Here is a 22,830-nt window from a genome sequence, read left to right on the forward strand (position 1 = left end):
CCCAGCAGTATGCTTCCCAGAGACCGGATGCCCTCCTGTTCCAGATATTGTCATAAACAAAAACCAGGAGTATCCATTCCCAACCGGAACCGAACTCCTGATTCTTATGTATTGCGCTGATCTATTTTTAATAGGCCAGAATCCTGGCCGGATTATTTACCGTCATGTTGCGAATCGCCAGGTCAGAGACCTCCCCGTATTTCTTCAGTGCAGGAACTCCGAATTTTGTCAGCCTGCAGTATCCCTCTCCGCCGAACTGCCTGCACATAGTCTTTACACACATGTCAGTGCCAAGTACGATCTGGCGGCTGTATCCCTGCTGGATAAGACGTACAATCCCGGCCATCTTCATCCAGTCCGGAATCGGTGCAGTTCCCAACGCCTCCAGGCCAATATCCCCGGATAAAAATTCCACTGAAAAGTTTGCTCCTTTATCCAGCACCCGTTTCGCCACATCCAGGTCCAGACCCCATTTTTCCGGGTAGAGGATCATCTCCTTCATGGGCCTTTTTACAGTAGTCTCCATGTGGGCGATCACGATCTTTTCCGGGTTGACGCCCTCTTCCATCAGTATCTCCACGATTTCACCCGGTGTCCCCCCGTAAGCATAATCCGGATGTACCGTGATGGACATACCTGTGTCTTTCGCGGCCTGGCCGCCTGCTCTGAGCGCTTTTTCCTCTGCCTCTGTAAAATCATTCAGTGCAATTTTCACGCACCCCGGCTTTATGTCTGTGTGCTCAATTCCGTTTTCAATCTCATCCATCATATGGTGGTAAAACTGGCGGATACTCCAGCCGTCATAATCTCCCGGCCAGGAGGACTCCACATAATAGCCGACAGCTGTAATGACATGAACCCCTGTCCTTTCTGAGATCCGCTTCACTGCCTCCACATCCAGGCGGATTCCGGGTACACTCAGCTCCACCATAGAGTCTCCGCCTGAGACTTTATATTCCTGTACCTCCCTGGTCATGGCTGTTTCATCGTTCAAATCCATGGCATCCCGTACCAGCGGAAAATTCCTTTTCAAAAACCCGATGTTTTCCAGTGAGACCTTATCCTCATACTTCACCGGCAGATCCGTGGGCATAGCCGGTCTGCAGATTGCCCCCATATCCGCACCGTTGAACATAATGTGTTCATGCATATCCGTAAATCCCAGCTCCTCCGGTGAAATATCTCCGCACACAGTTGTAATTCGTTTCATGAATGTAAAACCCTCCCATTTTTCAACCTGGCAGCAGTTTTTATCGGTCCTTTCTCTGTTGCCGGATTAGTTTTCAAACACAGGCTAACCCAGTAGTATCTTCTCAATCTGTTCCCTATTCCCCGTCAGAGAGCCCTGTACCATAGGCGGTTTTCCTCCGCCTTTCCCGCTGCAGGCCTGGTTCATCTCTTTTGCAAGAGCCATAATATCTCTGCCTAAACTGCCCAGAACATAACGGTATCCTGCCGTGTCACTGCCCACAAAAACACCGCAGACACCCTCCGTTATCTCCATGGCATCATTGACAAAATGCCGCATGGCAGCCGGATCCAGCTCCTCCTCAAATAAAAGTACAGCCTGTGTCCGGGACTTCACCTCAGACAGACGCCGTCTCAGATATTGTTCCTGAAGCCGCCTGATTTTTTCTTTCTGCCGGGTGATCTCCTCTTCCAGCCGGCAGACTGCCTGCACAACATCCTCCTGCTTCGCGGAAAGCCTGCACGATATGGCTGTCACGCTCTCCTCCTTTTGGTTGTAATCCTCCAGTGCCCGGAAACCGCAGAGCATGTTCACCCGCATCCCGCCTTTATAATGAATCGCCCCGGTCAGCTTAATGATCCCAACAGCCCCCGTTGTCTTTACATGGGGGGCGCAGCAGGCGCAGGTATCATATCCGGGAATGCGGACAATGCGCACCTGTCCCTCAATTTCGATTTTACTCCGGTAGGCTATCTCCCCCAGTTCCTCCTCTGTGGGATACAAAACTTCTATGGGTACATCCTCAGCCACCGCCTGATTGGCTTCCCGTTCTATCATGCAGAGCTGCTCTTTTGTTAGAGGGCCGTCATAGTCCATGGTCACCGCTTCATTTCCCAGGTGAAATCCCACATTGCGGTAACCAAAATGACGGTTCACCAGCCCTGACACAATGTGCTCCCCTGTGTGCTGCTGCATTTTAGAAAACCGTTCCGCAAAATCCAGTACGCCGGTGACAACAGCTCCCATATCCGCGGGTTTATCTGTAAAGTGGATGACCGTTCCGTCTTTTTCTCCCACATCCAGGACTCGTATCTTAACTTCCTGGTCCCCGCTCTTTTTTAAAAGCAGCATCCCTGTATCTGCGTACTGTCCGCCCCCTTCCGGGAAAAAGGCGGTTCTGTCAAGAACCACCTCATAATGGGCACCGCTTATTTTTTCATTTACCTTTGGCAGCGGTCTGCAGGCCAGCACCTCTGCCTGAAATGTGTCTGTCATACTGTCCCTGTAGAATAATTTGTCCGTCATGTTCAGTCTCCATATACACGGATCAGGGCAGAAACCTTATGTACCACACTCATTCCCTCAATGATCATCATAGCATCATTAAAATTGCCCTCCCTGACTTTTGAGGTCACAACAACGATCTCCGCCAAATCTCCGTCTTTATTTTTCTGTATCATCTGTGCAATACTCACATCATTATTGCCTAATACACTGGCAATGCTGGCAAGTACTCCCGGTCTGTCGTCCACCTGCAGACGCAGGAAAAAGCGGCTTTCCATATCATCTGCCTTCTTCACAGGCAGTTCTTTATAACAGGTACAGCTTATCCTTCCGGTACAGCCGAACCGTATATTTCTCACAATGTCAAACACATCCCCCACAATAGCGCTGGCTGTGGGCATCTCACCCGCACCCCGCCCGTAGAACATGGTATCTCCCACTGCATCTCCTCTCACAAAGACAGCATTGAAAGAGTCATTGACAGCGGCCAGGGGGTGGCTCTCGGAAATCAGCATAGGCTGCACCCGCACCTCAATTCCCGTCTCTGTATACCTGGCAAGTCCCAGCAATTTGATCAGGCAGCCCAGCTCTTTCGCGTACCGGATATCTTTAGCTGAGATATGCGTGATGCCTTCTGTTGTCACATCGTCAAAGGTCACTCTGGAATTAAAGGCAATGGAGGCCATGATCGCCATTTTACGCCCCGCGTCATATCCTCTGATATCTGCTGTCGGGTCTGCCTCCGCATAGCCAAGTTCTGTTGCCAGAGCAAGAGCCTCGGAAAATTCCATGCCTTCCTGGGTCATTTTTGTCAGAATAAAATTGGTCGTACCGTTGACTATGCCGATGACCTCCTGAATGTGGTTGCCGGCCAGGCATTGTTTCAATGGCCGGATAATGGGAATCCCTCCGGCCACTGCTGCTTCAAAAAGGAAATCGCACTGATGCTCTGCCGCACAGTCCAGCAGTTCTCCCCCATTGGAGGCCACTAAATCCTTGTTGGCGGTCACCACATGCTTGCCTGCACGCAGTGCCTCCAGAATATAAGTCCTTGCAGGTTCAAATCCGCCCATTACCTCAATGATGATCTCAATGGACGGGTCTTCTAAAACAGCCTTCCAGTCATTCGTGAGTACAGATGGGTCTTCCACCTTGGCAGCCGCTTTTTTTATGTTGCGGACCAGGATTTTTTCTACCCGGACCACGGCTCCGATTTTTTTCTCCATCTCCTCTTTCTGGATCTTCAGAACTTTATATACACCGTTTCCCACGGTTCCAAGCCCCAGCAGGGCAGCTTTTATCACTTTTTCACTCATAACGATTCTTCTTTTTCCTCCGGCTCATCCTTTTTGGGCTTCACGACCTGTTCCACCCTTTCAATAAATCCCTTTTTCATCTTATTATTCCGCTTAAAGGCCTTGCTCCATCCTCCAATCTTATTGTATACCCAGAAGGAATGGACCAGAACTGCATTGACCTTGCCGATTTTGTCCTTGGTCGTCTTGTTGTAGATCTCACCGCCGCACTCAAACCTGGTACCCTTGATGATCTCTGTGATCAGATCCGACTCACAGGTAACCGTGTCCGGCACTTCTGTATATGCCTTTCCCACACAGTCCGCCCTGTGGGCATCGCTTCCGCCTGTGCCTGTCAGATTGTACTTTTCCGCTAATTTTGCTGCTCTCTCATTGACTTCCATGGATTCACAGGCATTGAAGGTTTCAATAAAGTCAAATTCTTTTAAAATATCCGGATTTCTCTTATAAGCTTTTGCATTCATAAAGCTCATGTATTTTTCCCCGCAGGGATGGGCCGGACCCAGTATTCCCCCATAGTTGTGCACTATGGGGATCAGCATCTGTATGGGAATCCCCCGCAGCTCCAGAAGACGCAGTTTGATGCTCTCCGGCATGATCACAATAATATGGCCTGCATCCAGAGTGTCGTATTCAATTCCTTTGAGTACAACAAAATCTGTGTATTTCTGGCCTTTGATATTCTTTTTCCAATAACGGAATCCCCCATAAGAATCATGATCTGTCACAAGCATTCCGCCGAATCCCTGGTTTCTCAGCATACGGATATACTCCTCGATGCTTACTTTGCCGTCTATAGAACCTTCTTTTGTATGGCAGTGCATGTCAATTTTCACGACAAAACATCTCCTTCCCAACACGCCGCAGATTTTATATCAAAACTACAGCTTTAAAATTCTTCTCGCATTCTCCCCCAATATGGCTTTTTTCTCATCCTCTTTCATATTCATTTCCCGTATTCGTGATAAAAATTCCTTCTGACCGTCCCAGGGACTGTCTGTAGCAAATAAAATTTTATCCACGCCATGTTTTCTGGAAAGGCGGATAAAATGCTCATCCTCCATATGCCCCAGACTATAAGCTGTATCAAAATAAAGCCTGCTGCCTGCCAGGTACTTTTCCACATCCTCCCAGCAGTTCCAGCCGCCCATATGCGCCATCACTAAAATGCCCCCGTCTATCTGGCCAAGCACATGTTCCACCCGCTTTGGCGTGCAGTGTACCACCTCCGGAAGCCCCACATCCACACCTGCGTGTGCAATGACAATGAGTCCCCGCTCTGCTGCCCGGTCCATGATCCGCATGTAGCGGATATCGTCAATAAATACTCGCTGATAATCAGGATGCAGTTTGATCCCCTTCAGACCCATATCTGCAATTTCATCCACTTCTGCTTTATAATTCTCCGTGTCCGGGTGGATGCCGCCAAAAGAGAGGAATTCCCCGCCGCCCAGGAACTGCTCCGGAGTGATTTCTCTTGCATAGCGGTTGATGGATGAAAACTGCTGCGGTTTTGTTACCACCGGCAGCACCACGGATATATCCACACCGGATGCCTCCATGGATTTTTGAAGTCCGTCCTTTGTTCCGTCTGTATACGCTTTAGAATCTGATGCCTTGGAAAGGTTTTCTATCGTTGCCCCGGCTATCTTATCCGGGAATATGTGTGTATGGAAATCTATTATCATCTCTCCGGCCCCGCTTATTTGTTTTCCTTCTGGATTCCAAAACGTTTCAGCAGGTTCTCAAACTGTTCACTCATGACGATCAGATTAAAGCCCTGGGGATTTACCACAACGCCTTTTGCCAAAGGGATTAATATTTTGTCCAGATTTTTAAATTCTACCACCACTGCCTTGAACTTTTTCTCTTTGTTGAATTTGGAAAACTCACCGGGGTCTGTAAAAATGGGCTGGAACACATCGCCATTTTTATTTTTGATATAGGGGACCTGAACGTTCTCTTCCTTACCTTCCTCCTGTTTCTCCACTGCCACCAGGAATTTGCTTTTCACCAGGTTGGCTGCCATCTCCTCCTCCAGCTCATTTAAACTCTCCTTCTCGGACATCTCCACGCCTCTTCTGAATTCCTGCATGAAATAAATGCCCGTAAGCTGAAGCTGCGGGTTAAACAGCGGTCTCTGATTCTCCGGAAGTTGGGAAAAATCCGGTCTTTTCACAATCTCCTCCAGATCAAATGCAGTTGTACTGCCCTTTTCCACAAACACCACTTCATTGACCCCCAGTGTAAAGAGAGTGGAATAAAAGTTCAGAAAACTTTTGTTCTCCACTTTGATGGATGCTACTGGATTCTTCTGCTCCATGTATGGTTTTGCCTTTTCCTCCAAATCCTTGCTGTCTTCAAAGACCCACACCTGATCATTATATGTATCCGGATCGCAGATGATAAAAGGATTGTTGGTCCCTCTGGAAAAGAGCACATAAAATGCTTCCATCTGCTGGATTTTCTTAATTGTTTCCATTCTTACTTTGTCCATGGTTCTATGTTCTCCTGTTGTGTTATATTTTTGTAACTGGGAAGCTCCTGAACAGTTACGTGTTTTTTAACAGCAGGCTGCTGTCAGCTTTTTCTTCTTTTAGTATACACCCAAATCCTGTTCTTGTCCTCTTAAATTTGTATTTTGCTGTCCTGCAAAGCCTCTATGGCAAGGTCAAAATACCAACACCTGACCGGTCTCAGCCCAAATACAGGAATCCCAAAATGCGGATGCCATCATTCCCGCAGCCCTTTTTCCCGTGCAGTGGACAGGGATAAGAACAGGAATCTCCATGTGACTCAAAATCCGTGCGGTATGGTATATTTCCGATCACCCAGAAACCGGGCGCTATCTCCCTGTCTTCACTCTGCCCGGTATCCATCAAAAATTTTCTGTTACGCTCCTCCATGACAACGGACAGCCCATGTTCTGCCAAAAGTCCCTGCCTGTAATATACCTTCCCCTTGCTTCAAAACGGTAATGCAGGTACCTTTACTGCAAGGAGAGCATGGGGAAGGTCTGGAATCCGTATTCTGCCTCCCCGTTATCCCATTTTGCCTTCACGCTGTAAATATAGCCCGGTTCTGCCTGTAAAACACTGCCTTCTTCCTCTTTTGTGACCGTTACAGCCTCACCGTGCTGTTCTGCCTCGGATACCTCTGTCTGTGCCTGCATAGAGGATTCATAGCGTGTCACGGTTATCTCTTCCGGTTCCTTTGAGAAAATAAGTTTCACATCCGTGTGCTCCGGTATTTTTATCTCCTCATATTCGTCCCACTGCAGAATAAATGCCGCATCTGTTGTTTCGCTAACGGTCTCACCAGCCTCATTCTCGTATTCCCAGCGGTATCCGCCTGTGGTGTTCACAGCGGCGGTAACGACGGCCTGAGGCTGGCTGTATTCCAGGTTTAAAAACGGCAGAGCGGAAGCCTCTTCCTGGTAGCTGAATTGTTTTAAAAGTTCCCCGTATTGTTCCAGAAGCTCCTGGTTCTGCTCTTGGATCCGCACAATTTTGGTAATGCCCGGATACTGTCCCGGATAAGACATGGTCATAATACCGTTGCCGTAGATTTTTACCACATCGCCATTCTCCAATTCCCACGGTTCCAGTTTCTCTCCCTGTTCGTCTGTAATACTGCCTTCAAGCGGTCCCGTGAACGGGGTTTGGTTCCGGGTATCCACAAACAGATAATTTCCCACTGTCTCACCGCTGCCGTCCCGTAAAAACAAAGCTTCAAGGGCTGTATCCTCTGCCTCTTTCTCTCTTTTTTCCTTCCCGATCCAGAAAACCGAAACAGCCGCAGCAGCAGCCAGTACACCTATCACTGCAATTACAACGATCGTCTTTTTTTTCATGGCGTTTTCCTTTCCTGTTTATATTTCATATTATACCCTAAGTTTCCGTTTATTCCAATGACAGATATAACCATAAAAAGCACAAAGCCCGCAGTGCCAGATTTCCTTCACTTCCTGGGTCAAAACGGTAATAAAAATACAGCGGATAGAGAGAGGTTCTCTTCCGCTGCACTTATGAGTTGTTTATTTACATACTTCTTCGTAAAGATTCCTTCCCTGGGAATCAATGACTACAATAACAGGGAACTTTTCCACTTGAAGCCTTCGGATGGCCTCTGTGCCCAGATCGTCATATGCAATGACTTCAGCCTTCTTGATGCATTTTGACAGAAGGGCACCTGCCCCTCCCACGGCTGCAAAGAATACGGCGCCGTTTCTGACAATGGCATCCGTAACCTCTTTTTTTCTTTTTCCCTTGCCAATCATGCCTGTGAGACCCAGGTCAAGAAGCCTGGGGGCGTATTTATCCATACGGCTGGCTGTAGTGGGGCCTGCGGAACCGATAGGGCGGCCCTCCCGCGCGGGTGTGGGACCCATATAATAGATCACATTGCCCTCCATCTCAATGGGAAGCTTCTCCCCTCTGTTAAGGGCCTCATCCATGCGGAGATGGGCCGCGTCCCTTGCCGTGTAAATGGTGCCTGTAATGTACACATAATCGCCTGCCTGAAGCGTCTTTACTTCCTCCCTGTCAAGCGGTGCGTTCAAATATCTATCCATGACGGAACCTCCTAGTCATTATTCATTGCCACTGTCCCGATCGTTTTCCCTAAAGGGGATGCTGCGCTGCGCGCGGCAAGATCCGGGCCTTGGCAGCCCCAAAATCAGATTGCCCTTACAATATGCCTGTTTACATGACAGCAGATATTCACCGCCACAGGCAGGCCTGCAATGTGAGTGGCATAGGTATTGATGTTCACCGCAAGTGCTGTGGTGTCACCGCCAAGCCCTGCAGGTCCCAGGCCAATTTCATTGATCTTTGCCAGCAGTTCTTCTTCCAGTTCCCTGATATGTTCCAGTTCCGAACGGGTCCCCACCTCTCTTGTGAGAGCTTTCTTTGCCAGAATGGCTGCCTTCTCAAAAGTGCCGCCAATACCCACGCCCACAACTACAGGCGGACATGCATTTGGCCCGGCTTCTCTCACAGCGCTGACAATAACATCCTTCACACCTTCCACGCCGTCCGCAGGTTTCAGCATATAGATTTTGCTCATATTCTCACTGCCAAAGCCTTTGGGTGCCACGGTGATCTCCACCCGGTCTCCCGGCACCAGCTCATAATGGATAATGGCAGGGGTATTGTCCTTTGTGTTTACTCGGAGAAGCGGGTCTCCCACTACGGATTTGCGCAGGTATCCCTCCTCATATCCTCTGCGGACCCCTTCATTCACAGCCTCTTCCACACTGCCGCCTTCAAAATGGACATCCTGGCCGATTTTTAAGAAAACCACCGCCATGCCTGTGTCCTGACAGATGGGGATCATATCCTTGCCCGCAATATCCAGATTTTCCAATAACTGTCCCAAAATCTGTTTTGCCAGCGGTTTTGTCTCTTTTGCACAGGCAGTTTTCATTGCCTTGTCCATATCCGGGGCAAGATAGTGATTGGCCTGAATACACATCTCTTTGATGTTATCTGTTAAAAGTTCAACGTTTACACTACGAACCATGCCTTTCTCCTCCAAATCTTATTGCTTCCAGCTCAGCTCAACTGCTGCTTTACGTCAATGCGGTTAAAGTCTGACAAGTCCTCAGACCTGTGCTTACCGATCAGTCCCACCAGCATGTAATACCCGGTTCTGGGGTCAATGGGAAAGTCTTTTACCAGGGTGAAATCTTCTATCTTTCCTGTGCTGGACACATGCATCCGCGGCCCCAGGCATTCCAGGACCATCTCGCCGATCTGCACGTGGTTCTCATCATAGTAAGATACGGATAAATCCTGTTTTACCGCGTCCTTCACTTTTTTCTCCAGCTCATATAAGTCCACATCCGGTTTTTCCTCAAACTCCAGCACGAACCCATGGCGCACGTCGGAGCGGGGGCCGTCCTGGGCGTATCCGTCACCCATGTAATACACACACAAGTCCTCCAGGGTGTGGGCCATCTTTCTGTATTTTACGGATTTGTGCACAATGTTGGCTATGTTCTCCGGCAGGGGGCCGAACATATTGGGCCTGGTGATGATGATCTCCTCGCCGATTCCCACAAGCAGGTCCGCGTTTCTGTGGAGCAAAGGATAGATCAGGTCAAAATGCTCCACAATAACCTGCTTTCCGTGATTGGCTGCATCCAGGATCGTGTCCGCCAGCACATGCATCTGGGTAAATGCCGACTCAAAACGGATGTCCAGATGATAGGTGTGGGGGGAAAACGGGTCCGTCAGATCCTCATGCAGAAGGGGCAGTGGCCTGATGTTCACGCCCTCATCGTCATTAGTCAGGTCAATACCGGGAAACATACCTTTGATGAGCAGGCTCTTGCCCGCCCCGGCATCTCCAATGATCCCTATAATATGGTCAAAAGGGCTTAAATACATCTGGCTGAGCTGCATTCCCAAATCCGCCATTCTCCGGTTTCCTCTGGGTGCAAAATAAAAGCTGTACAGGTTTCCTTCCTGCATCTGTTTTGAATATGCCATAGACTTTTCCTTCCCAAAATGCTGAAACAGCCGGACCATTTGGCTGGCATAAGCCCGTCAAATGGTCTGGCATGTAAAAAAGGTTTCATTTAATTATCTTGCTTTTTTTGCATTTCTCAGTGCAATGATCCTCTGCATTTCATTATAGACGATCATGTAACCCTCGTCAACACCCATACCCGGTTTTGCAAGGATCTGATCCGGTTTGGTGGCCATAGCGCAGTTCACGCAGACCTGTGCGGAACGGTCTGTCTCATTGCAGGTACCGCCCTGGTATGCGCCGAAGCCTTTTTCCTTACAGTAGAGAACAGCTTCCACAATGTTGTTGATGCCGCCAAGGTCAGGTGTTTTGATCTGAGCCATATGGCCTGCTTTATTGTCTGCAAAGTATTTGACATCCTCCAGGGTGTTGCACCATTCATCGGCAACCAGCTCCACGTCAATGCCTCTTCTGTCCACTTCTTCTCTCAGGCCTTTTAAGCAGAGCATCTGTTTTTCTCTCTCCTCTGCGTCCATAGGTCCTTCGATCCTCAGATGGAACGGTTTTGCAGCCTCCTCCAGCTCTGCCAGATAATCTGCCATAGCTGTATAGTTGTCCACGCCGAAGACAGCGCCGATGGTGCCGTATACGTCAATGTGGAATACGGGCATGTAATTCTCGTCATTGCGCAGCTTCAGCACACGGTCACTGAGCCACTTTACATACTCTTTTAAGAGTTCGCCGTGTTCGCCCAGCTTTGTCTTCACGTTATTGATCAGGGCATGAGGCATAACCGCAGCCCCCTTTAAGATCATCTTGTCAGAGTTGTCATATCTGTTGTCGCCTGACTGGGTGAAGATGGGAACCGGCTCCTCGGATACTGTGGTGCCGTACTCATCTGCCACCACCTCACACATAAGTCTGTTGGAGGATTTTGCAACCGCGTCCAGGATAGCCTGGCTCACACCGTAACGGATGGCTGTGTGCAGCCTTTTTCCGTCTACCTGCAGGTTTTCCAGCATTGCACAGAGGTCTTTAAAGCTGTCCGCTTCCCTGCCTGCCAGTTCCGGTTTGATGTATTTTTCAATGATCGGGATAAAGTCCTCTGCTAAGAACAGTGGGTCTCTTCCGCCTGCACCGGAATACTGAACAGCCGCACAGTCTCCCCATGCGATCTGTCCGTCCTCCAGGATCAGCATGACAGAGATCGCTTCCCCTGCCTGTCTTACAGATTTGAATCCAGGTGTCACAGTTTCGCCAAAGTATGCGGAACCGTCTGCTACAGCACCCTTTTTGATCGCTCTCTGGTCGTCAAAGAAAAAACCTGTTCTTGCTTTGGAACAAACAACATCTATAATTTTCATGATACACTTCTCCTATTATTGTGATTTTCTGGTTATGAGCCGCAGTCCTGATTTATCTTATTTCGGTTTTCCAACCAGTCTGCCTTTGCTGATCGCATATACATCATCGATAACCATCTGGAAGGATGCTTTTCTCTTCTCCATTTTTGCCCTGTGCTCGATCTTGCCCTGGTTAAAGTCTTTAAGCTCTCTTGGCAGCGGCACGTTGGCTACGTTCAGGTAACGCACAGCGCCTTCAAAATCACGGGCCGGCAGCATTTTGCCTGCATTGTACTTGCTGGGTGCGAAGGGAATATCCAGCACGCCTGCTTTTACTCCGCGGATAGCGCCAAGTGCCAGGTCGCCCATGCCAAGTTCAAAGCACTTGTCCACGATCGCACAGGTCTCCCCCTTGATAATGGCTTTTTCAAGCTCTAAGGCAGAGCTCTTCAGTTCCTGGTCTGCCAGCAGGGAGATGGCCTGTTTTGTACAGCGAAGCCCCTGTGCATTGGCCTCCATTGTGGGAACGCCCATTGCCTCGTGAGGTGTCTTAACAATAACTTTTGTGGCTTTTGCCAGTGCTGCCACGGAGCTTCCCCAGGAGATTACCGCAAATGCCTTGGACTCATCCTGCGGGAAACCGCCCATCCACTGATGGAGTACAGAGGTAACGGTCACATCCTCATAGCCGTATTTATCCAGGTACTCCTCTGTCAGCTCCTCCAGAACCCTTAAAGCCGCAACGTCCTGTACCAGGTTACCGCACTGGCCGTAGCCAACGGTCACATTCTTTACGCCCTGCTCTGCCGCAAGCATGGCCTCAATGATCGCCACTGCATTGGACATGGAAGGCGGAACCAGTGTTCCGGTCAATGGTCCGTAAGGCTCACGGTTGATGGAAACGCCTGCCTCCTCATAAATACCGGTCAGACGGTCCACATACATCCAGTCATAGATGGTCCTCTCCAGGGGCACATCCTTTGCGTAAGGAATATTGTAGGAGATACCGCCTCCTTCATAGCTGGTGAATCCGCCTGCATAGCAGATCTCTGTCAGCAGTCTGGCATCCGGTGTGCCGTGGCGTACCTGTACCGGGGTATCCAGATTTTCAATGATGGAACGGCAGCCGAATACGCCGTGGTTTACAGCCGGAAAACCGTTCAGCATGGATTTCTGTGTGTGGATAGATTCCTTGATCCCCACTTCAGCCTCCTCGTACCGGTTCTGACGGGTATAGGAGTCAATGGTGGTCGGCAGTAAATCTGATTCGCCTTTGTCCTGTAAATACTGAAGCAGTTTGATATGTTCGTCGATCAATGCTACACCGGCTCTTGGCTGGATCAATGTCTTTCTCTCTTTTTTGGCATTTGCCAGTTTCCGTGAAAAGCTCTTGCTCTCTGGCATGGCTTTATGGTAATCAACAGCTTCCTGGAAATTTACTTCTTTTCCGGTAGGCCACTGTTCCATAACCTCTTTCCGTATTCCATAGAACTCATCATCAGATAATTTCTTATTCCTTATGTCCATAATAAGCAATCTCCTTCTTCATGATTTCCAGAGCAGCCTGTGGGTACTGTTTTGAGAGCAGTCCCATGGCAGCCAGGATATACTTTCTATCCACTAAGATTTCCGCCTTCTCCGGCCTTAATGAGGCAGGATTGCTTTCATCATATAGTGCGTGCTCTGCAATTTCTTCCGTATGTTTTGCGTGGATCAGTGCGCCCCCCGTAACTACCACATATTTTACCCGGCGCAGATCCTTTCCGCTCTGGACATAGGTCAGACCGCAGGGGGTATAGACCTGTTCCAGAGAACCGGCATGACGGGCAACCGCGGTCTCCACGGCAGCACATGCCAGTGCATAGTCCATTTTTTCCATCTCTTCGCTGTCAGGTATGTAATCCGTATGGTGCTCCAGGTAGTCCACAAGCTCGTTTACCTTGTTCCGGGCAAGTCCCGAAATCTTTGCCAGCTTTCTGTCTCCCGCTGCCTCCATGATGCCCCTGACGCTGTAACGCATTCCAATGTCACCCTCAACGGTACGCTTGGTGTAAGGCTCCTGCAGTCCTTTGATGACTGTCATGGTATTGGCCGGACTTCCGTCAGCAACAGAATATACATCTGTGGTGGCACCGCCCAGATCCACACCTACCAGTTCCCCGATCCCCGGTATCTCGTCCCAGCCGTCTGAGAGAAGCTCCATGGCTGTCAGCATGGCCGACGGGGTGGGCATGATAATGCCGGACATCAGATCCATGGCCTGGGTCAGTCCTTTTCCCTGCACAATACGGTTCAGGAAAATTTCCCGTATCTGCTTCTGGGTCGGTTCAATATTTAACTCACCCAGCCTTGGCATTACGTTTTCGCAGATATAGGTGGTCCTTCCCTCCAGGATCTCCTGACAGTCGTCCGCACAGCAGCGGTTGCCCGCGATCACGATCGGGCAGTCATAACTGAGTCCGGCAAGCATCTTTGCATTGTACAGGATGCATTCCGTATTACCGCCGTCTGTTCCTCCGGTAAGCAGTATAATATCAGGATGGTACTCCTCAATCTCCTTCATATCGCCCTTGGTGAGCTGGAAGGAATAAGTCTTCCACACCTTTGCGCCCGCTCCCAGGGAAGCCTCCCTGGACGCCTGGGCCGTCAGCTCCGGAACCAGTCCGCAGGAAATCATCTTCAGTCCGCCGGCTGCGCTGGAGCAGGCATACGTCTCCGCAAATTCCAGATGGCCTGTGGTCTTCTCCATAACCTTTATGGCGTCATGAAGACCGTTGTTGATATCTGTCTCTACTGTTGTATACGCTGCCGCCGTTCCCAGAATCTCACAATTCTCCACGTCAACAGCAGTCACTTTGGTGTTGGTGCTTCCAAAGTCCACCAAAAGAACTGGTTTCATGATATATCGCCCCTTTTACTCTGCTGCCTTACGATCTTCTTCCGGCACACCCAGGTCTTCATATAAAGCTGCGATGGTAGTCTCCGGTGTGGTCCCCGGTCCGAATACACGGTCAAATCCCATGGCTTTAAAACGTCTCTCAACCTCATCAAAAGGCTGTTTTCCGACCACAATGTTGCCGCCCACATACAGGAGGATCCCTTTTAATCCGGCCTCATCACATTTGTCGCGGAGGCCTCTGCAGTCCAGCTCTCCGTGTCCGTAGAGAGAGGAAACCATGATGCCGTCAGCATTGGTCTCGATCGCTGCTGCAATATACTCTTCCTGGGAAACCATAACCCCCAGGTTGACCACCTCAAATCCCGCACCCGTAAATGCATGTTCCAGAATACTGATGCCTACCGCGTGTACATCGGCTCCGATAACACCAATGACTAATTTTTTCTTATCCACTGTAAACCGCTCCCTTCCAGTTATATAGTATTTTTAATGGTATCCAAAAGTGTGCCGTCACGGTACAGGACTTTTGCCACTACCCTGTCGCCCCGTTTCACGGCCTTCGGTACACCCGCAATCTCTTCTGCGATCTTCTTTAATTCTTTTATATCTTTTACCGGAAGTCCGGCTTTTTCTAATTTTTCTCTCAGTTCTATCCGGGCCGGATTGACTGCAATGCCCCTCTGCGTTACGATCACATCCACGGTGCTGCCCGGTGTGGATTTGCAGAGTACCTCATCCACAATGAGAGGCAGTCTTGCTCTTATCAAGGGGGCCACCACGATCGCCAGCTTAGCTCCTGCCGCTGTGTCGCAGTGTCCGCCGGAGCCGCCCATAATGTAACCGTTGGAATCCGTATGTACATTTACATTAAAGTCTGTGTCCACCTGGGTGGCCCCCAGGATCACCACATCCAGGCTGTCCACCGCGGCGCTTTTCGCAGCCGGTGAAGCGTAACGCATGGCGGAGATCTCCTGGTGCTTCGGATTCTCACGGATGGACTCAATGGCTTTCAGATCAAAGCACTGTACATCCAGAATGGTCTCAAAATATCCTTTATTTGCCATATCCACCAGATATCCGGTGATGCCGCCCATGCAGAAGCTGCCTTTGATATGGTCCTTTTCCATCATTTCCTCCACATATTTGGCAACAGCCAAAGACGCGCCGCCGGCTCCTGTCTGGAAGGAAAATCCGTCCTTTAAATATCCGGAATTCTTTACCACCTGTGCGGCCAGTCCTGCGATCCGCAGGCCCACCGGGTCACGGGTGATCTTTGTGGTTCCGGAGACGATCTTTGTGGGGTCGCCTATCTGCTCCACTTCCACCACATGATCAATGTATCCTTCCGCAATGGAGGTATCCTTCAATGGGTATGGCACCAAATTGTCAGTCAGGGCCACAACCTTCTTTGCGTGCATGGCATCCGAGAATGCATAACCCATGGAGCCGCAGGCAGAAGGTCCGTACTTGCCGCTCAAGTTCCCCATGCAGTCCGCGCAGGGTGCGGCTATAAACGCAATGTCAACTTTTGAGGAGCCGTTTTCCATATCCCCGGCTCTTCCCCCGTGGCTTCTGAAGATCACCGGGCGCTCCAGGATGCCCTGGGAGATGGCTCTGCCCACTTTGCCGCCCATATAGTTGCATTCCAGGCCTGTGACAACACCGTTTTTTATGTGTTCAAGGATCGGCTCATGGATATCGAATATGGAACTTGCATTCACATTTAAGTCTTTGATCCCCATGTCCGCTGCCTGGGCAAGCACCATGTTCAGCACATAGTCGCCGTTTCTCATATGATGATGGAAGGAAATGGTCATCCCATCCTTTAAACCTGTCTTTTCCATGGCTTCTTTTAAGGAGCCGAGTAATTTACTCATATTGTGCACCTCCATAAATGGCTTTCTCCATTTCCAGCACCTGGGAGGCGCGTTTTACTATGGGGGCATCTATCATTTTACCGCGGAGGGAGATCACACCCTTGCCCTGGCGCTTGCCCTCTTCGATGGCATCCATCACGTCGTGGGCATAGGCGATCTCCGCCTCCGTAGGAGAAAATACAGCATTGACAATGTCCACATGACGGGGAGATATAACGGCTTTTCCGGCAAATCCCAGACTTTTTGCAAACTCTGTATCCTTCTCAAGACCTTCCATATCCTCCACATCCGTGAATGGTGTATCATATGCTTCAATGCCGCAGGCCCTGGCAGCGCACACCAGCCTGGTTCTGGCATAGAAAATCTCATTTCCCTCTTTTGTCCGCTTACAGTGCAGGTCAGCGGTAAAGTCCTCACCGCCTAAAAACAAGCCGATCACTCTTGTATCCGCAGATGCAATATCAAATGCCTTCTCCACACCCATAGCAGTCTCGATCAGGGGAAGGATCTTAACGGTTCCCTCCTCCATTTTGTTTTCCCGCTCCACCTCTGCCATACAAGCGGATACCTCCCGGATCATATCACCGCCGCTTACCTTTGTGGGCATGATCACATCCGGTTTCAGGGGGATGACGGCTTTTAAGTCCTCTTTCCAGAACGCCGTATCCGTGGGATTGATCCGCACCACAGTCTCACAGCCCGGATAGGACTGGTAGCGGAGGGCATTTCTCACCAGTATTCTGGCTGCATCCTTTTCGTCCGGAGATACGGCATCCTCCAGATCGAAGATGATCGTATCCGCGCCCAGGGTATCACCGTTGATCAGCATGTTCGGCGTATTTCCCGGCAAAAATAACATGGTTCGTCTCATGGCTGCTCAACTCCCCCTCTTTTTAATGCGGTCTCCATACGCGCGCGGATCACACAATCCAGCGCGCCCTTGTCCTTGATAAAAACTTTCCCTGTAGACACTTCAAATTCTTTCAGTGTGTCCAGTACAGCGGCCCGTATGGAATCCATATACTGGTTGGCTACTACAGAGTCAATTTCCAGTGTCAGTTCTTTGTCGTCCGGCTCGATCTGGATGAACAAATCACTGGATTCCAGGGTTCCTGCTACTGCATTCTTGAGAATCTTCACAGGTTTTCTCCTTTCACATTACACATTCTTTTACTCATTTCCTCCGCGCAAAAATCCGTCGACTTCGGCTTTTGCAGAAAGTTCCGGCAGGATCACTCCGCGCCTCACAGTACACCTTTGGCATATGCGGTACCTTCTGGAAAAGCCGAAATCAATCGGCTTATTCTCATTCTTCCACCGCGCTCCTGGAGACACCGGCCTGTGCCAGGATCTTTTTCTCATATGCCAGGGCATTTTTTTCTATGACTGCGGCTTCTTTGGCGGTCTCTTCCACAAAAGCCTCGTCTTTGATGGATTCCAGGTTGATCTTTACATTGAAAAGCGCTCCTAAAACTGCTGTCCTTGCCATCATTGTGGCTACCAGAGCGTCTGTCACTGCTGTCTTGTTGCCTTTTGTCACCATAGCTTCCGCGTAGGGCATAACCTCGTAGGCGCGTTTTGCAACAGATAAAGGAACCGCAACGGCTGCCTTCAGGCCATCCTGCATGGCCTTTGTGCGGGCTTTTTTCTCCTCCTCTGTCTCTTTCGGAAGGGTCAGGGCCTGCATGTACAGGTCAAAGGATTCGCTGTCGCGCTTGATGTCATCCAGAAGATGCTCGCAGATCTCATGCATGGGAGCAACTGCCTTCTTCATCTCTTCTTCCACTTCCGCATATTTTTTCTTGCCGATGGTGAGTCCTGCCACCATCTCTGTCAAAGCCGCCGCCAGGGCACCAGCAAGGGCGGAAATACTTCCGCCCCCCGGTACTGGTTCATTGGAGGCTGTCTGCATGGCAAACTGTTCAACTGTCATATTTTTCATGATGTGTAACCTCTCCTAATCGAATCCGATATATGTCGTAATTATTTCTTTCTTACAGACGTGTCTCCAGAACCTGTTTGGAGTCAAAGCCTTCAAAGCCTAAGTAGTATTCCGCGCAGTCAACGATAGCCTGCAGCGGGATCAGTCCTACTACCTCACTGCCCAGTACATTGACACCGTAGCGTCTTGCTTCCATGCGTACAGTCTCAAATACCGTGTAAACAGAAGTCTTTGTATAGTCTGTCAGGTTCATGGATACCTGAGCGATATTTCTGTCTTCCAGCATAACGCCCATGGCTTTGCAGAAACGGAAGCCGCCTTTTACGTGACGGATCTTATCTGCGATCTTCTGTGCGATCTCCACATTCGGAGTATCCAGATTGATGTTGTAGGCGATCAAAGGCATTCTTGCGCCAATGGCTGTCACACCGCCTGTGGGATGAATGGTATTCGGGCCAAAGTCCGGTTTCCATTTTTCCTGGTCTTTCATTTTCTCAGCCATGCCCTCAAACTGTCCCTGGCGAACCTTAGCCAGATTTTCTCTGTGAGGCGCTGTGGCTGATTTCTCATATAAGAAGAAGGGCTGTCCGAATCTCTCAGATGCCTCTTTTGCCACTGCTTTTGCCACTGCATCAGCGTCTTCCACTGTCACGCCGCGGATGGGAATGAACGGAACAACGTCCACACAGCCCATACGGGGATGCTGACCCTGATGTTTTGTCATATCAATCAGTTCCACTGCTTTACCGATTGCTGCAACCATTGCGTCTTTTAACGGCTCCGGCTCACCGATAACCGTTACAACGCTTCTGTTGTGGTCTTCATCGGAGGTGTAGTCCAAAAGCTTAACGCCCTCTCTGTTACGGAAGCAGTCAACGATTTTTTCTAATTTTTCTTTGTCTCTTCCTTCACTGAAATTAGGTACGCATTCGATAATTCTTTCCATGATATTTTCTCCTTTATGTTGTAATAAATTTGGGTTACCATTTTTTATGATAAACAGTATCGCCATTCTTGATCACCGTTTCCACCAGGTTGATAGCTGTATGGTAGGGCATAAAATGAATGGACGGGAATTTTAAGAAAATAATGTCTGCGGCTTTTCCCGGTTCTAAGCTTCCCACTTTGTCCGCACGGTCAACAGCGGCTGCGCCGTTGATGGTAAGGGCTGTGATGACTTCCTCTATGGACATGTTCATGTAAATGCATCCAAGGGCAACCATCAGAGGAATGGAATTGGAGAAGCAGCTTCCCGGATTCAGATCAGAAGCCAGCGCAACCGCGCAGCCCTCGTCGATCATCCTGCGGGCAGGCGCATATTCCTCCTTCAGTCCAAAAGCGGTCAGGGGCAGGATGGTACTGATGACACCGGCATCCCGCATCTGGCGGATGCCTTCAGCAGATGCCTTCAGCAGATGGTCTGCGGAAACCGCGCCCACTCTCGCCGCCAGTTCGGAGCCTCCAAGCTGGTAAATCTCATCTGCATGGATTTTCAGCTTAAAGCCCATTTCCTTTGCTTTTGTCATATAATACTCCGAGTCTTCCACCGTAAATACATTCTTCTCTGTGAAGATATCCGCAAACTCTGCCAGATTCTCCTCTTTTACTTTTGGCATTACATGATTTAACTGTTCGTCCAAAAATTCTCTTTCTTTTCCCTTCCACTGGGGAAGCACACTGTGAGGCCCCAGGAATGTGGAAACAATGTCCACCGGATGGGTTTCGTTTAACTTTTTCATGGCACGGAGCATTTTCAGCTCTGTGTCACAGTCCATACCGTAGCCGCTTTTGCCTTCCACGGTTGTCACGCCGAATTCCAGCATACGGTTCAGGCGCTCTTTCCCGGCTTCCATCAGTTCTTCCTCTGAAGCTTCTCTGGTAGGAACCACGGTGGCGTTGATCCCGCCTCCGCGTTCCATAATAGACATGTAACTGTCGCCTTTCAGTCTCCAGGAGAATTCATCTGCACGGTATCCGCCAAAGACAAAGTGGGTATGGGAATCTACGAATCCCGGCATGACGGTCTTACCCGCTGCGTCGATCACTTCGTATTCTTCCGGATTTACCTGTTTATCCAGTTCTTCTGTGGTACCCACGGCTATGATCTTATCATCATGGATGATCACTGCGCCGTCATAGATCAGGCCGATATCTGACATTTCTTTTCCATGCTTCGGCGCTTTTCCCTTACAGGTTACAAGCTCGGAGGCATGGCGGATGTAACGTTTCTTCATGTCTTATCTCCTTTTAACGATTCTCAGTGGTGTGCGTGATGCTCTTCCACCACTACGTCTTTACATACTCTCTCGATCATATCTTCATCTGCAAGGTACGGCATGGTGATGTGATCCTGCCCTTCCCTTATCTTGTTGTACTCTGCTACGGTCTCAATGGAGTGACCGCATCTTCCCCAGCTCCTCCTGGATACACCGATCATGGTATCCCACGGGATAGCTGCCTTTAAGATCTCATCCACTCTCCCGCTTCCGTCCAGCACCATTCCGAATCCGCCGTTGATGGATTTGCTGATGCCTACGCCTCCTCCGTTGTGCAGCGCTACCAGGCTCATTCCCCTGGCTGCGTTTCCGGCATAGCAGTGGACTGCCATGTCCGCTGTGATGTTGGAGCCGTCATAGATGTTGGAGGTCTCTCTGTACGGGGAATCTGTTCCGCCTGTGTCGTGGTGGTCACGGCCCAGCATCACCGGCCCGATCTCGCCGTTCCTCACCATCTCGTTGAACTTCAGGGCGATATCCCTTCTTCCCAGGGCATCCTGGTACAGGATACGGCACTGGGTCCCCACTACTAATTTATTCTTCTCCGCGTCACGGATCCAGATATAGTTATCCCTGTCCTGGCTCCTTCTGTTCGGGTCGATCACTTCCATGGCCGCATGGTCTGTGGCACGCAGGTCTTCCGGCTTTCCGGACAGGCAGCACCAGCGGAACGGGCCGTATCCGTAGTCGAACAGCTCCGGTCCCAGGATATCCTCCACGTAGGACGGGAACACGAATCCCTCGCTGGTGTCCACGCCGTTCTTGGCGATGTCCTTTGCTCCCGCGTCGAACACGGCTCGCATGAAGGAGTTTCCATAGTCAAAGAAGTAGGAGCCTCTCTCCACCAGGGTCTTGATCAGGTGGTAGTGTTTCACCAGGGTCTGGTCTACCAGCTCACAGAACTTCTCCTTGTCGTTTGCCAGCATCTCGGTGCGCTCCTCAAAGGTCAGGCCCTGCGGGCAGTAGCCTCCGTCGTAAGGCACGTGGCAGCTTGTCTGGTCGGATAACAGCTCTATCTTGATGTTGTTGTCCACTGCATACTGCAGCAGGTCCACGATATTTCCGTGGTAGGCAATGGATACGGTCTCTTTCCTCTCCATATATTCCTCTGCCACACGGAACGCCTCCGCCGCATCCTCGATCACCAGGCCTACCCAGCCCTGGCTGTGCCGGGTCTCGATACGGGAGGCATCCACCTCCGCTACGATTCCCACGCCCCTTGCGATCTCAATGGCTTTGGGCTGTGCGCCGCTCATGCCGCCAAGGCCGCTTGTGACGAACAGGTGGCCGGACAGATCCCCGTCCTGGGGCACGCCTAAGAACTTACGTCCTGCGTTCAGGATGGTGTTGAAGGTGCCGTGCACGATGCCCTGCGGGCCGATGTACATCCAGCCGCCGGCTGTCATCTGGCCGTAGGAGGATACGCCCATGGCTGCAGCTTTCGCCCAGTCCTCCGGGTTGTCGAACATGCCCACCATCAGGCCGTTGGTCACGATGACCCTGGGGCTTGTCTTGTGGGATTTGAACAGGCCCATGGGATGGCCGCTCATCATCACAAGGGTGTGCTCATCTGTAAGCTCCTCTAAGTATCTCTTGATCAGCTGGTACTGCATCCAGTTCTGGCAGACCTGGCCGGTCTCCCCGTATGTAACAAGCTCGTATGGATAGAGGGCCACCTCATGGTCCAGGTTGTTGTCGATCATGACCTGGAACGCCTTTCCTTCCACACATTTTCCTTTATATTCATCAATGGGTCTTCCGTAGATCCTGTCTTTTGGCATGAAACGGTATCCGTAGATACGTCCTCTTGTCAGAAGTTCGTCTAAAAATTCCGGTGCAAGCTGTTCGTGCAGCTCTTCCGGCACATATCTGAGGGCGTTTGCTACTGCCAGCTTGATCTCCCTTTTGTTCAGGGTCAGTTCTCTCTTCGGGGCTCTTCTGACACCTTCTTTAAAGGTCGGGTATTCCGGCAGAACGGGATCCAGTTTGATTTCCATTGCTTTTCCGATTTCCGCATTGTTCATTTCACATCGTCTCCTTTACTTTTTTTATGATTTTAGCACCGGGACAGTCTAAAAAACGTCTATTTCCGATAAAGTTCCTGGACGGTATGAAATTTTTTTAGATATTTTAACCGAAATCCCTTCTGCATTTTAGTTTGATAAAGGGAAAATGTACTAATACACCAGAAAGTATTTTGGCTATTTTTGAATCAAAGAAGAAATAGAGA

The 22,830-nt window shown here is 50.0% G+C and carries 22 protein-coding genes; all 22 read right to left on the reverse strand.

Going from position 1 to position 22,830, the window contains the following annotated elements; all coding sequences use genetic code 11:
- Positions 1 to 127 precede the first annotated feature (127 nt).
- Positions 128 to 1,210 (reverse strand): phosphotriesterase family protein, encoded by a 1,083-nt coding sequence (locus tag A4V09_RS10400; protein WP_065542285.1) that lies wholly within the window; start codon positions 1,208 to 1,210, stop codon positions 128 to 130.
- 84 nt (positions 1,211 to 1,294) lie between these two features.
- Positions 1,295 to 2,494, reverse strand: coding sequence for an alanyl-tRNA editing protein (locus A4V09_RS10405; RefSeq protein WP_065542286.1), 1,200 nt, complete (start codon positions 2,492 to 2,494; stop codon positions 1,295 to 1,297).
- A gap of 2 nt (positions 2,495 to 2,496) precedes the next feature.
- Complete coding sequence (locus A4V09_RS10410) at positions 2,497 to 3,789, reverse strand: homoserine dehydrogenase (RefSeq protein ID WP_065542287.1); 1,293 nt, start codon at positions 3,787 to 3,789, stop codon at positions 2,497 to 2,499.
- Positions 3,786 to 4,625 (reverse strand): CehA/McbA family metallohydrolase, encoded by an 840-nt coding sequence (locus A4V09_RS10415; RefSeq protein ID WP_065542288.1) that lies wholly within the window; start codon positions 4,623 to 4,625, stop codon positions 3,786 to 3,788. Before A4V09_RS10415 ends, A4V09_RS10410 begins: the two co-directional genes overlap by 4 nt.
- 45 nt (positions 4,626 to 4,670) lie before the next feature.
- On the reverse strand, positions 4,671 to 5,477 hold the full coding sequence (locus A4V09_RS10420) for an amidohydrolase family protein (RefSeq protein ID WP_065542289.1): 807 nt from the start codon (positions 5,475 to 5,477) through the stop codon (positions 4,671 to 4,673).
- Between the two features lie 14 nt (positions 5,478 to 5,491).
- Positions 5,492 to 6,286, reverse strand: coding sequence for an SseB family protein (locus A4V09_RS10425; protein ID WP_065542290.1), 795 nt, complete (start codon positions 6,284 to 6,286; stop codon positions 5,492 to 5,494).
- Positions 6,287 to 6,485: 199 nt separating this feature from the next.
- A complete protein-coding gene (locus tag A4V09_RS10430) occupies positions 6,486 to 6,722 on the reverse strand; it encodes a hypothetical protein (RefSeq protein ID WP_065542291.1) in 237 nt (78 codons plus the stop codon).
- 56 nt (positions 6,723 to 6,778) lie between these two features.
- Positions 6,779 to 7,642: a hypothetical protein gene (locus A4V09_RS10435; protein ID WP_065542292.1), complete on the reverse strand. Its 864-nt coding sequence runs from the start codon at positions 7,640 to 7,642 to the stop codon at positions 6,779 to 6,781.
- A gap of 183 nt (positions 7,643 to 7,825) precedes the next feature.
- Entirely contained in the window at positions 7,826 to 8,362 is a 537-nt protein-coding gene (locus tag A4V09_RS10440; RefSeq protein WP_065542293.1) for a Fe-S-containing hydro-lyase, read from the reverse strand.
- 104 nt (positions 8,363 to 8,466) lie between these two features.
- The gene (locus A4V09_RS10445) at positions 8,467 to 9,312 is read right to left on the reverse strand and encodes a fumarate hydratase (protein ID WP_065542294.1); all 846 of its coding nucleotides are present in this window, start codon (positions 9,310 to 9,312) and stop codon (positions 8,467 to 8,469) included.
- A gap of 32 nt (positions 9,313 to 9,344) precedes the next feature.
- Positions 9,345 to 10,283 carry an alanine-tRNA synthetase second additional domain-containing protein gene (locus tag A4V09_RS10450; RefSeq protein WP_065542295.1) on the reverse strand — a complete coding sequence of 313 codons (939 nt, stop codon included), beginning with the start codon at positions 10,281 to 10,283 and terminating at the stop codon, positions 9,345 to 9,347.
- Between the two features lie 93 nt (positions 10,284 to 10,376).
- A complete protein-coding gene (locus A4V09_RS10455; RefSeq protein ID WP_065542296.1) occupies positions 10,377 to 11,627 on the reverse strand; it encodes a methylaspartate ammonia-lyase in 1,251 nt (416 codons plus the stop codon).
- A 57-nt stretch (positions 11,628 to 11,684) separates the two neighbouring features.
- Entirely contained in the window at positions 11,685 to 13,133 is a 1,449-nt protein-coding gene (locus A4V09_RS10460) for a methylaspartate mutase subunit E (protein ID WP_065542297.1), read from the reverse strand.
- Positions 13,117 to 14,505 carry a methylaspartate mutase accessory protein GlmL gene (gene glmL / locus A4V09_RS10465; RefSeq protein WP_065542298.1) on the reverse strand — a complete coding sequence of 463 codons (1,389 nt, stop codon included), beginning with the start codon at positions 14,503 to 14,505 and terminating at the stop codon, positions 13,117 to 13,119. The genes A4V09_RS10460 and glmL overlap by 17 nt, the downstream gene beginning before the upstream one ends.
- A gap of 15 nt (positions 14,506 to 14,520) precedes the next feature.
- On the reverse strand, positions 14,521 to 14,958 hold the full coding sequence (glmS, locus tag A4V09_RS10470) for a methylaspartate mutase subunit S (RefSeq protein WP_065542299.1): 438 nt from the start codon (positions 14,956 to 14,958) through the stop codon (positions 14,521 to 14,523).
- A gap of 20 nt (positions 14,959 to 14,978) precedes the next feature.
- Complete coding sequence (citF, locus tag A4V09_RS10475) at positions 14,979 to 16,382, reverse strand: citrate lyase subunit alpha (protein WP_065542300.1); 1,404 nt, start codon at positions 16,380 to 16,382, stop codon at positions 14,979 to 14,981.
- Positions 16,375 to 17,253: an HpcH/HpaI aldolase/citrate lyase family protein gene (locus A4V09_RS10480; protein WP_065542301.1), complete on the reverse strand. Its 879-nt coding sequence runs from the start codon at positions 17,251 to 17,253 to the stop codon at positions 16,375 to 16,377. The genes citF and A4V09_RS10480 overlap by 8 nt, the downstream gene beginning before the upstream one ends.
- Entirely contained in the window at positions 17,250 to 17,522 is a 273-nt protein-coding gene (gene citD, locus A4V09_RS10485) for a citrate lyase acyl carrier protein (protein WP_065542302.1), read from the reverse strand. The genes A4V09_RS10480 and citD overlap by 4 nt, the downstream gene beginning before the upstream one ends.
- A 166-nt stretch (positions 17,523 to 17,688) precedes the next feature.
- On the reverse strand, positions 17,689 to 18,324 hold the full coding sequence (locus tag A4V09_RS10490) for a cyclodeaminase/cyclohydrolase family protein (protein ID WP_065542303.1): 636 nt from the start codon (positions 18,322 to 18,324) through the stop codon (positions 17,689 to 17,691).
- A 52-nt stretch (positions 18,325 to 18,376) separates the two neighbouring features.
- Positions 18,377 to 19,270, reverse strand: a complete 894-nt coding sequence (gene ftcD, locus A4V09_RS10495) for a glutamate formimidoyltransferase (protein WP_065542304.1) — start codon at positions 19,268 to 19,270, stop codon at positions 18,377 to 18,379.
- 34 nt (positions 19,271 to 19,304) lie between these two features.
- Positions 19,305 to 20,558, reverse strand: coding sequence for an imidazolonepropionase (hutI, locus tag A4V09_RS10500; protein WP_065542305.1), 1,254 nt, complete (start codon positions 20,556 to 20,558; stop codon positions 19,305 to 19,307).
- A 23-nt stretch (positions 20,559 to 20,581) separates the two neighbouring features.
- A complete protein-coding gene (gene hutU, locus A4V09_RS10505; RefSeq protein ID WP_065542306.1) occupies positions 20,582 to 22,624 on the reverse strand; it encodes a urocanate hydratase in 2,043 nt (680 codons plus the stop codon).
- Positions 22,625 to 22,830: the final 206 nt, after the last annotated feature.

Source organism: Blautia pseudococcoides, assembly GCF_001689125.2.
In the GTDB taxonomy this organism is placed as follows: domain Bacteria; phylum Bacillota; class Clostridia; order Lachnospirales; family Lachnospiraceae; genus Blautia; species Blautia pseudococcoides.

What these genes read in the sequence shown, in the direction of transcription:
- A4V09_RS10400 (WP_065542285.1), bottom strand. Translation starts at nt 1,210, where the DNA reads ATGAAACGAATTACAACTGTGTGCGGAGATATTTCACCGGAGGAGCTG.
- A4V09_RS10405 (WP_065542286.1), bottom strand. Translation starts at nt 2,494, where the DNA reads ATGACGGACAAATTATTCTACAGGGACAGTATGACAGACACATTTCAG.
- A4V09_RS10410 (WP_065542287.1), bottom strand. Translation starts at nt 3,789, where the DNA reads ATGAGTGAAAAAGTGATAAAAGCTGCCCTGCTGGGGCTTGGAACCGTG.
- A4V09_RS10420 (WP_065542289.1), bottom strand. Translation starts at nt 5,477, where the DNA reads ATGATAATAGATTTCCATACACACATATTCCCGGATAAGATAGCCGGG.
- A4V09_RS10425 (WP_065542290.1), bottom strand. Translation starts at nt 6,286, where the DNA reads ATGGACAAAGTAAGAATGGAAACAATTAAGAAAATCCAGCAGATGGAA.
- A4V09_RS10435 (WP_065542292.1), bottom strand. Translation starts at nt 7,642, where the DNA reads ATGAAAAAAAAGACGATCGTTGTAATTGCAGTGATAGGTGTACTGGCT.
- A4V09_RS10440 (WP_065542293.1), bottom strand. Translation starts at nt 8,362, where the DNA reads ATGGATAGATATTTGAACGCACCGCTTGACAGGGAGGAAGTAAAGACG.
- A4V09_RS10445 (WP_065542294.1), bottom strand. Translation starts at nt 9,312, where the DNA reads ATGGTTCGTAGTGTAAACGTTGAACTTTTAACAGATAACATCAAAGAG.
- A4V09_RS10450 (WP_065542295.1), bottom strand. Translation starts at nt 10,283, where the DNA reads ATGGCATATTCAAAACAGATGCAGGAAGGAAACCTGTACAGCTTTTAT.
- A4V09_RS10455 (WP_065542296.1), bottom strand. Translation starts at nt 11,627, where the DNA reads ATGAAAATTATAGATGTTGTTTGTTCCAAAGCAAGAACAGGTTTTTTC.
- A4V09_RS10460 (WP_065542297.1), bottom strand. Translation starts at nt 13,133, where the DNA reads ATGGACATAAGGAATAAGAAATTATCTGATGATGAGTTCTATGGAATA.
- glmL (WP_065542298.1), bottom strand. Translation starts at nt 14,505, where the DNA reads ATGAAACCAGTTCTTTTGGTGGACTTTGGAAGCACCAACACCAAAGTG.
- citF (WP_065542300.1), bottom strand. Translation starts at nt 16,382, where the DNA reads ATGAGTAAATTACTCGGCTCCTTAAAAGAAGCCATGGAAAAGACAGGT.
- A4V09_RS10480 (WP_065542301.1), bottom strand. Translation starts at nt 17,253, where the DNA reads ATGAGACGAACCATGTTATTTTTGCCGGGAAATACGCCGAACATGCTG.
- A4V09_RS10490 (WP_065542303.1), bottom strand. Translation starts at nt 18,324, where the DNA reads ATGAAAAATATGACAGTTGAACAGTTTGCCATGCAGACAGCCTCCAAT.
- ftcD (WP_065542304.1), bottom strand. Translation starts at nt 19,270, where the DNA reads ATGGAAAGAATTATCGAATGCGTACCTAATTTCAGTGAAGGAAGAGAC.
- hutI (WP_065542305.1), bottom strand. Translation starts at nt 20,558, where the DNA reads ATGAAGAAACGTTACATCCGCCATGCCTCCGAGCTTGTAACCTGTAAG.
- hutU (WP_065542306.1), bottom strand. Translation starts at nt 22,624, where the DNA reads ATGAACAATGCGGAAATCGGAAAAGCAATGGAAATCAAACTGGATCCC.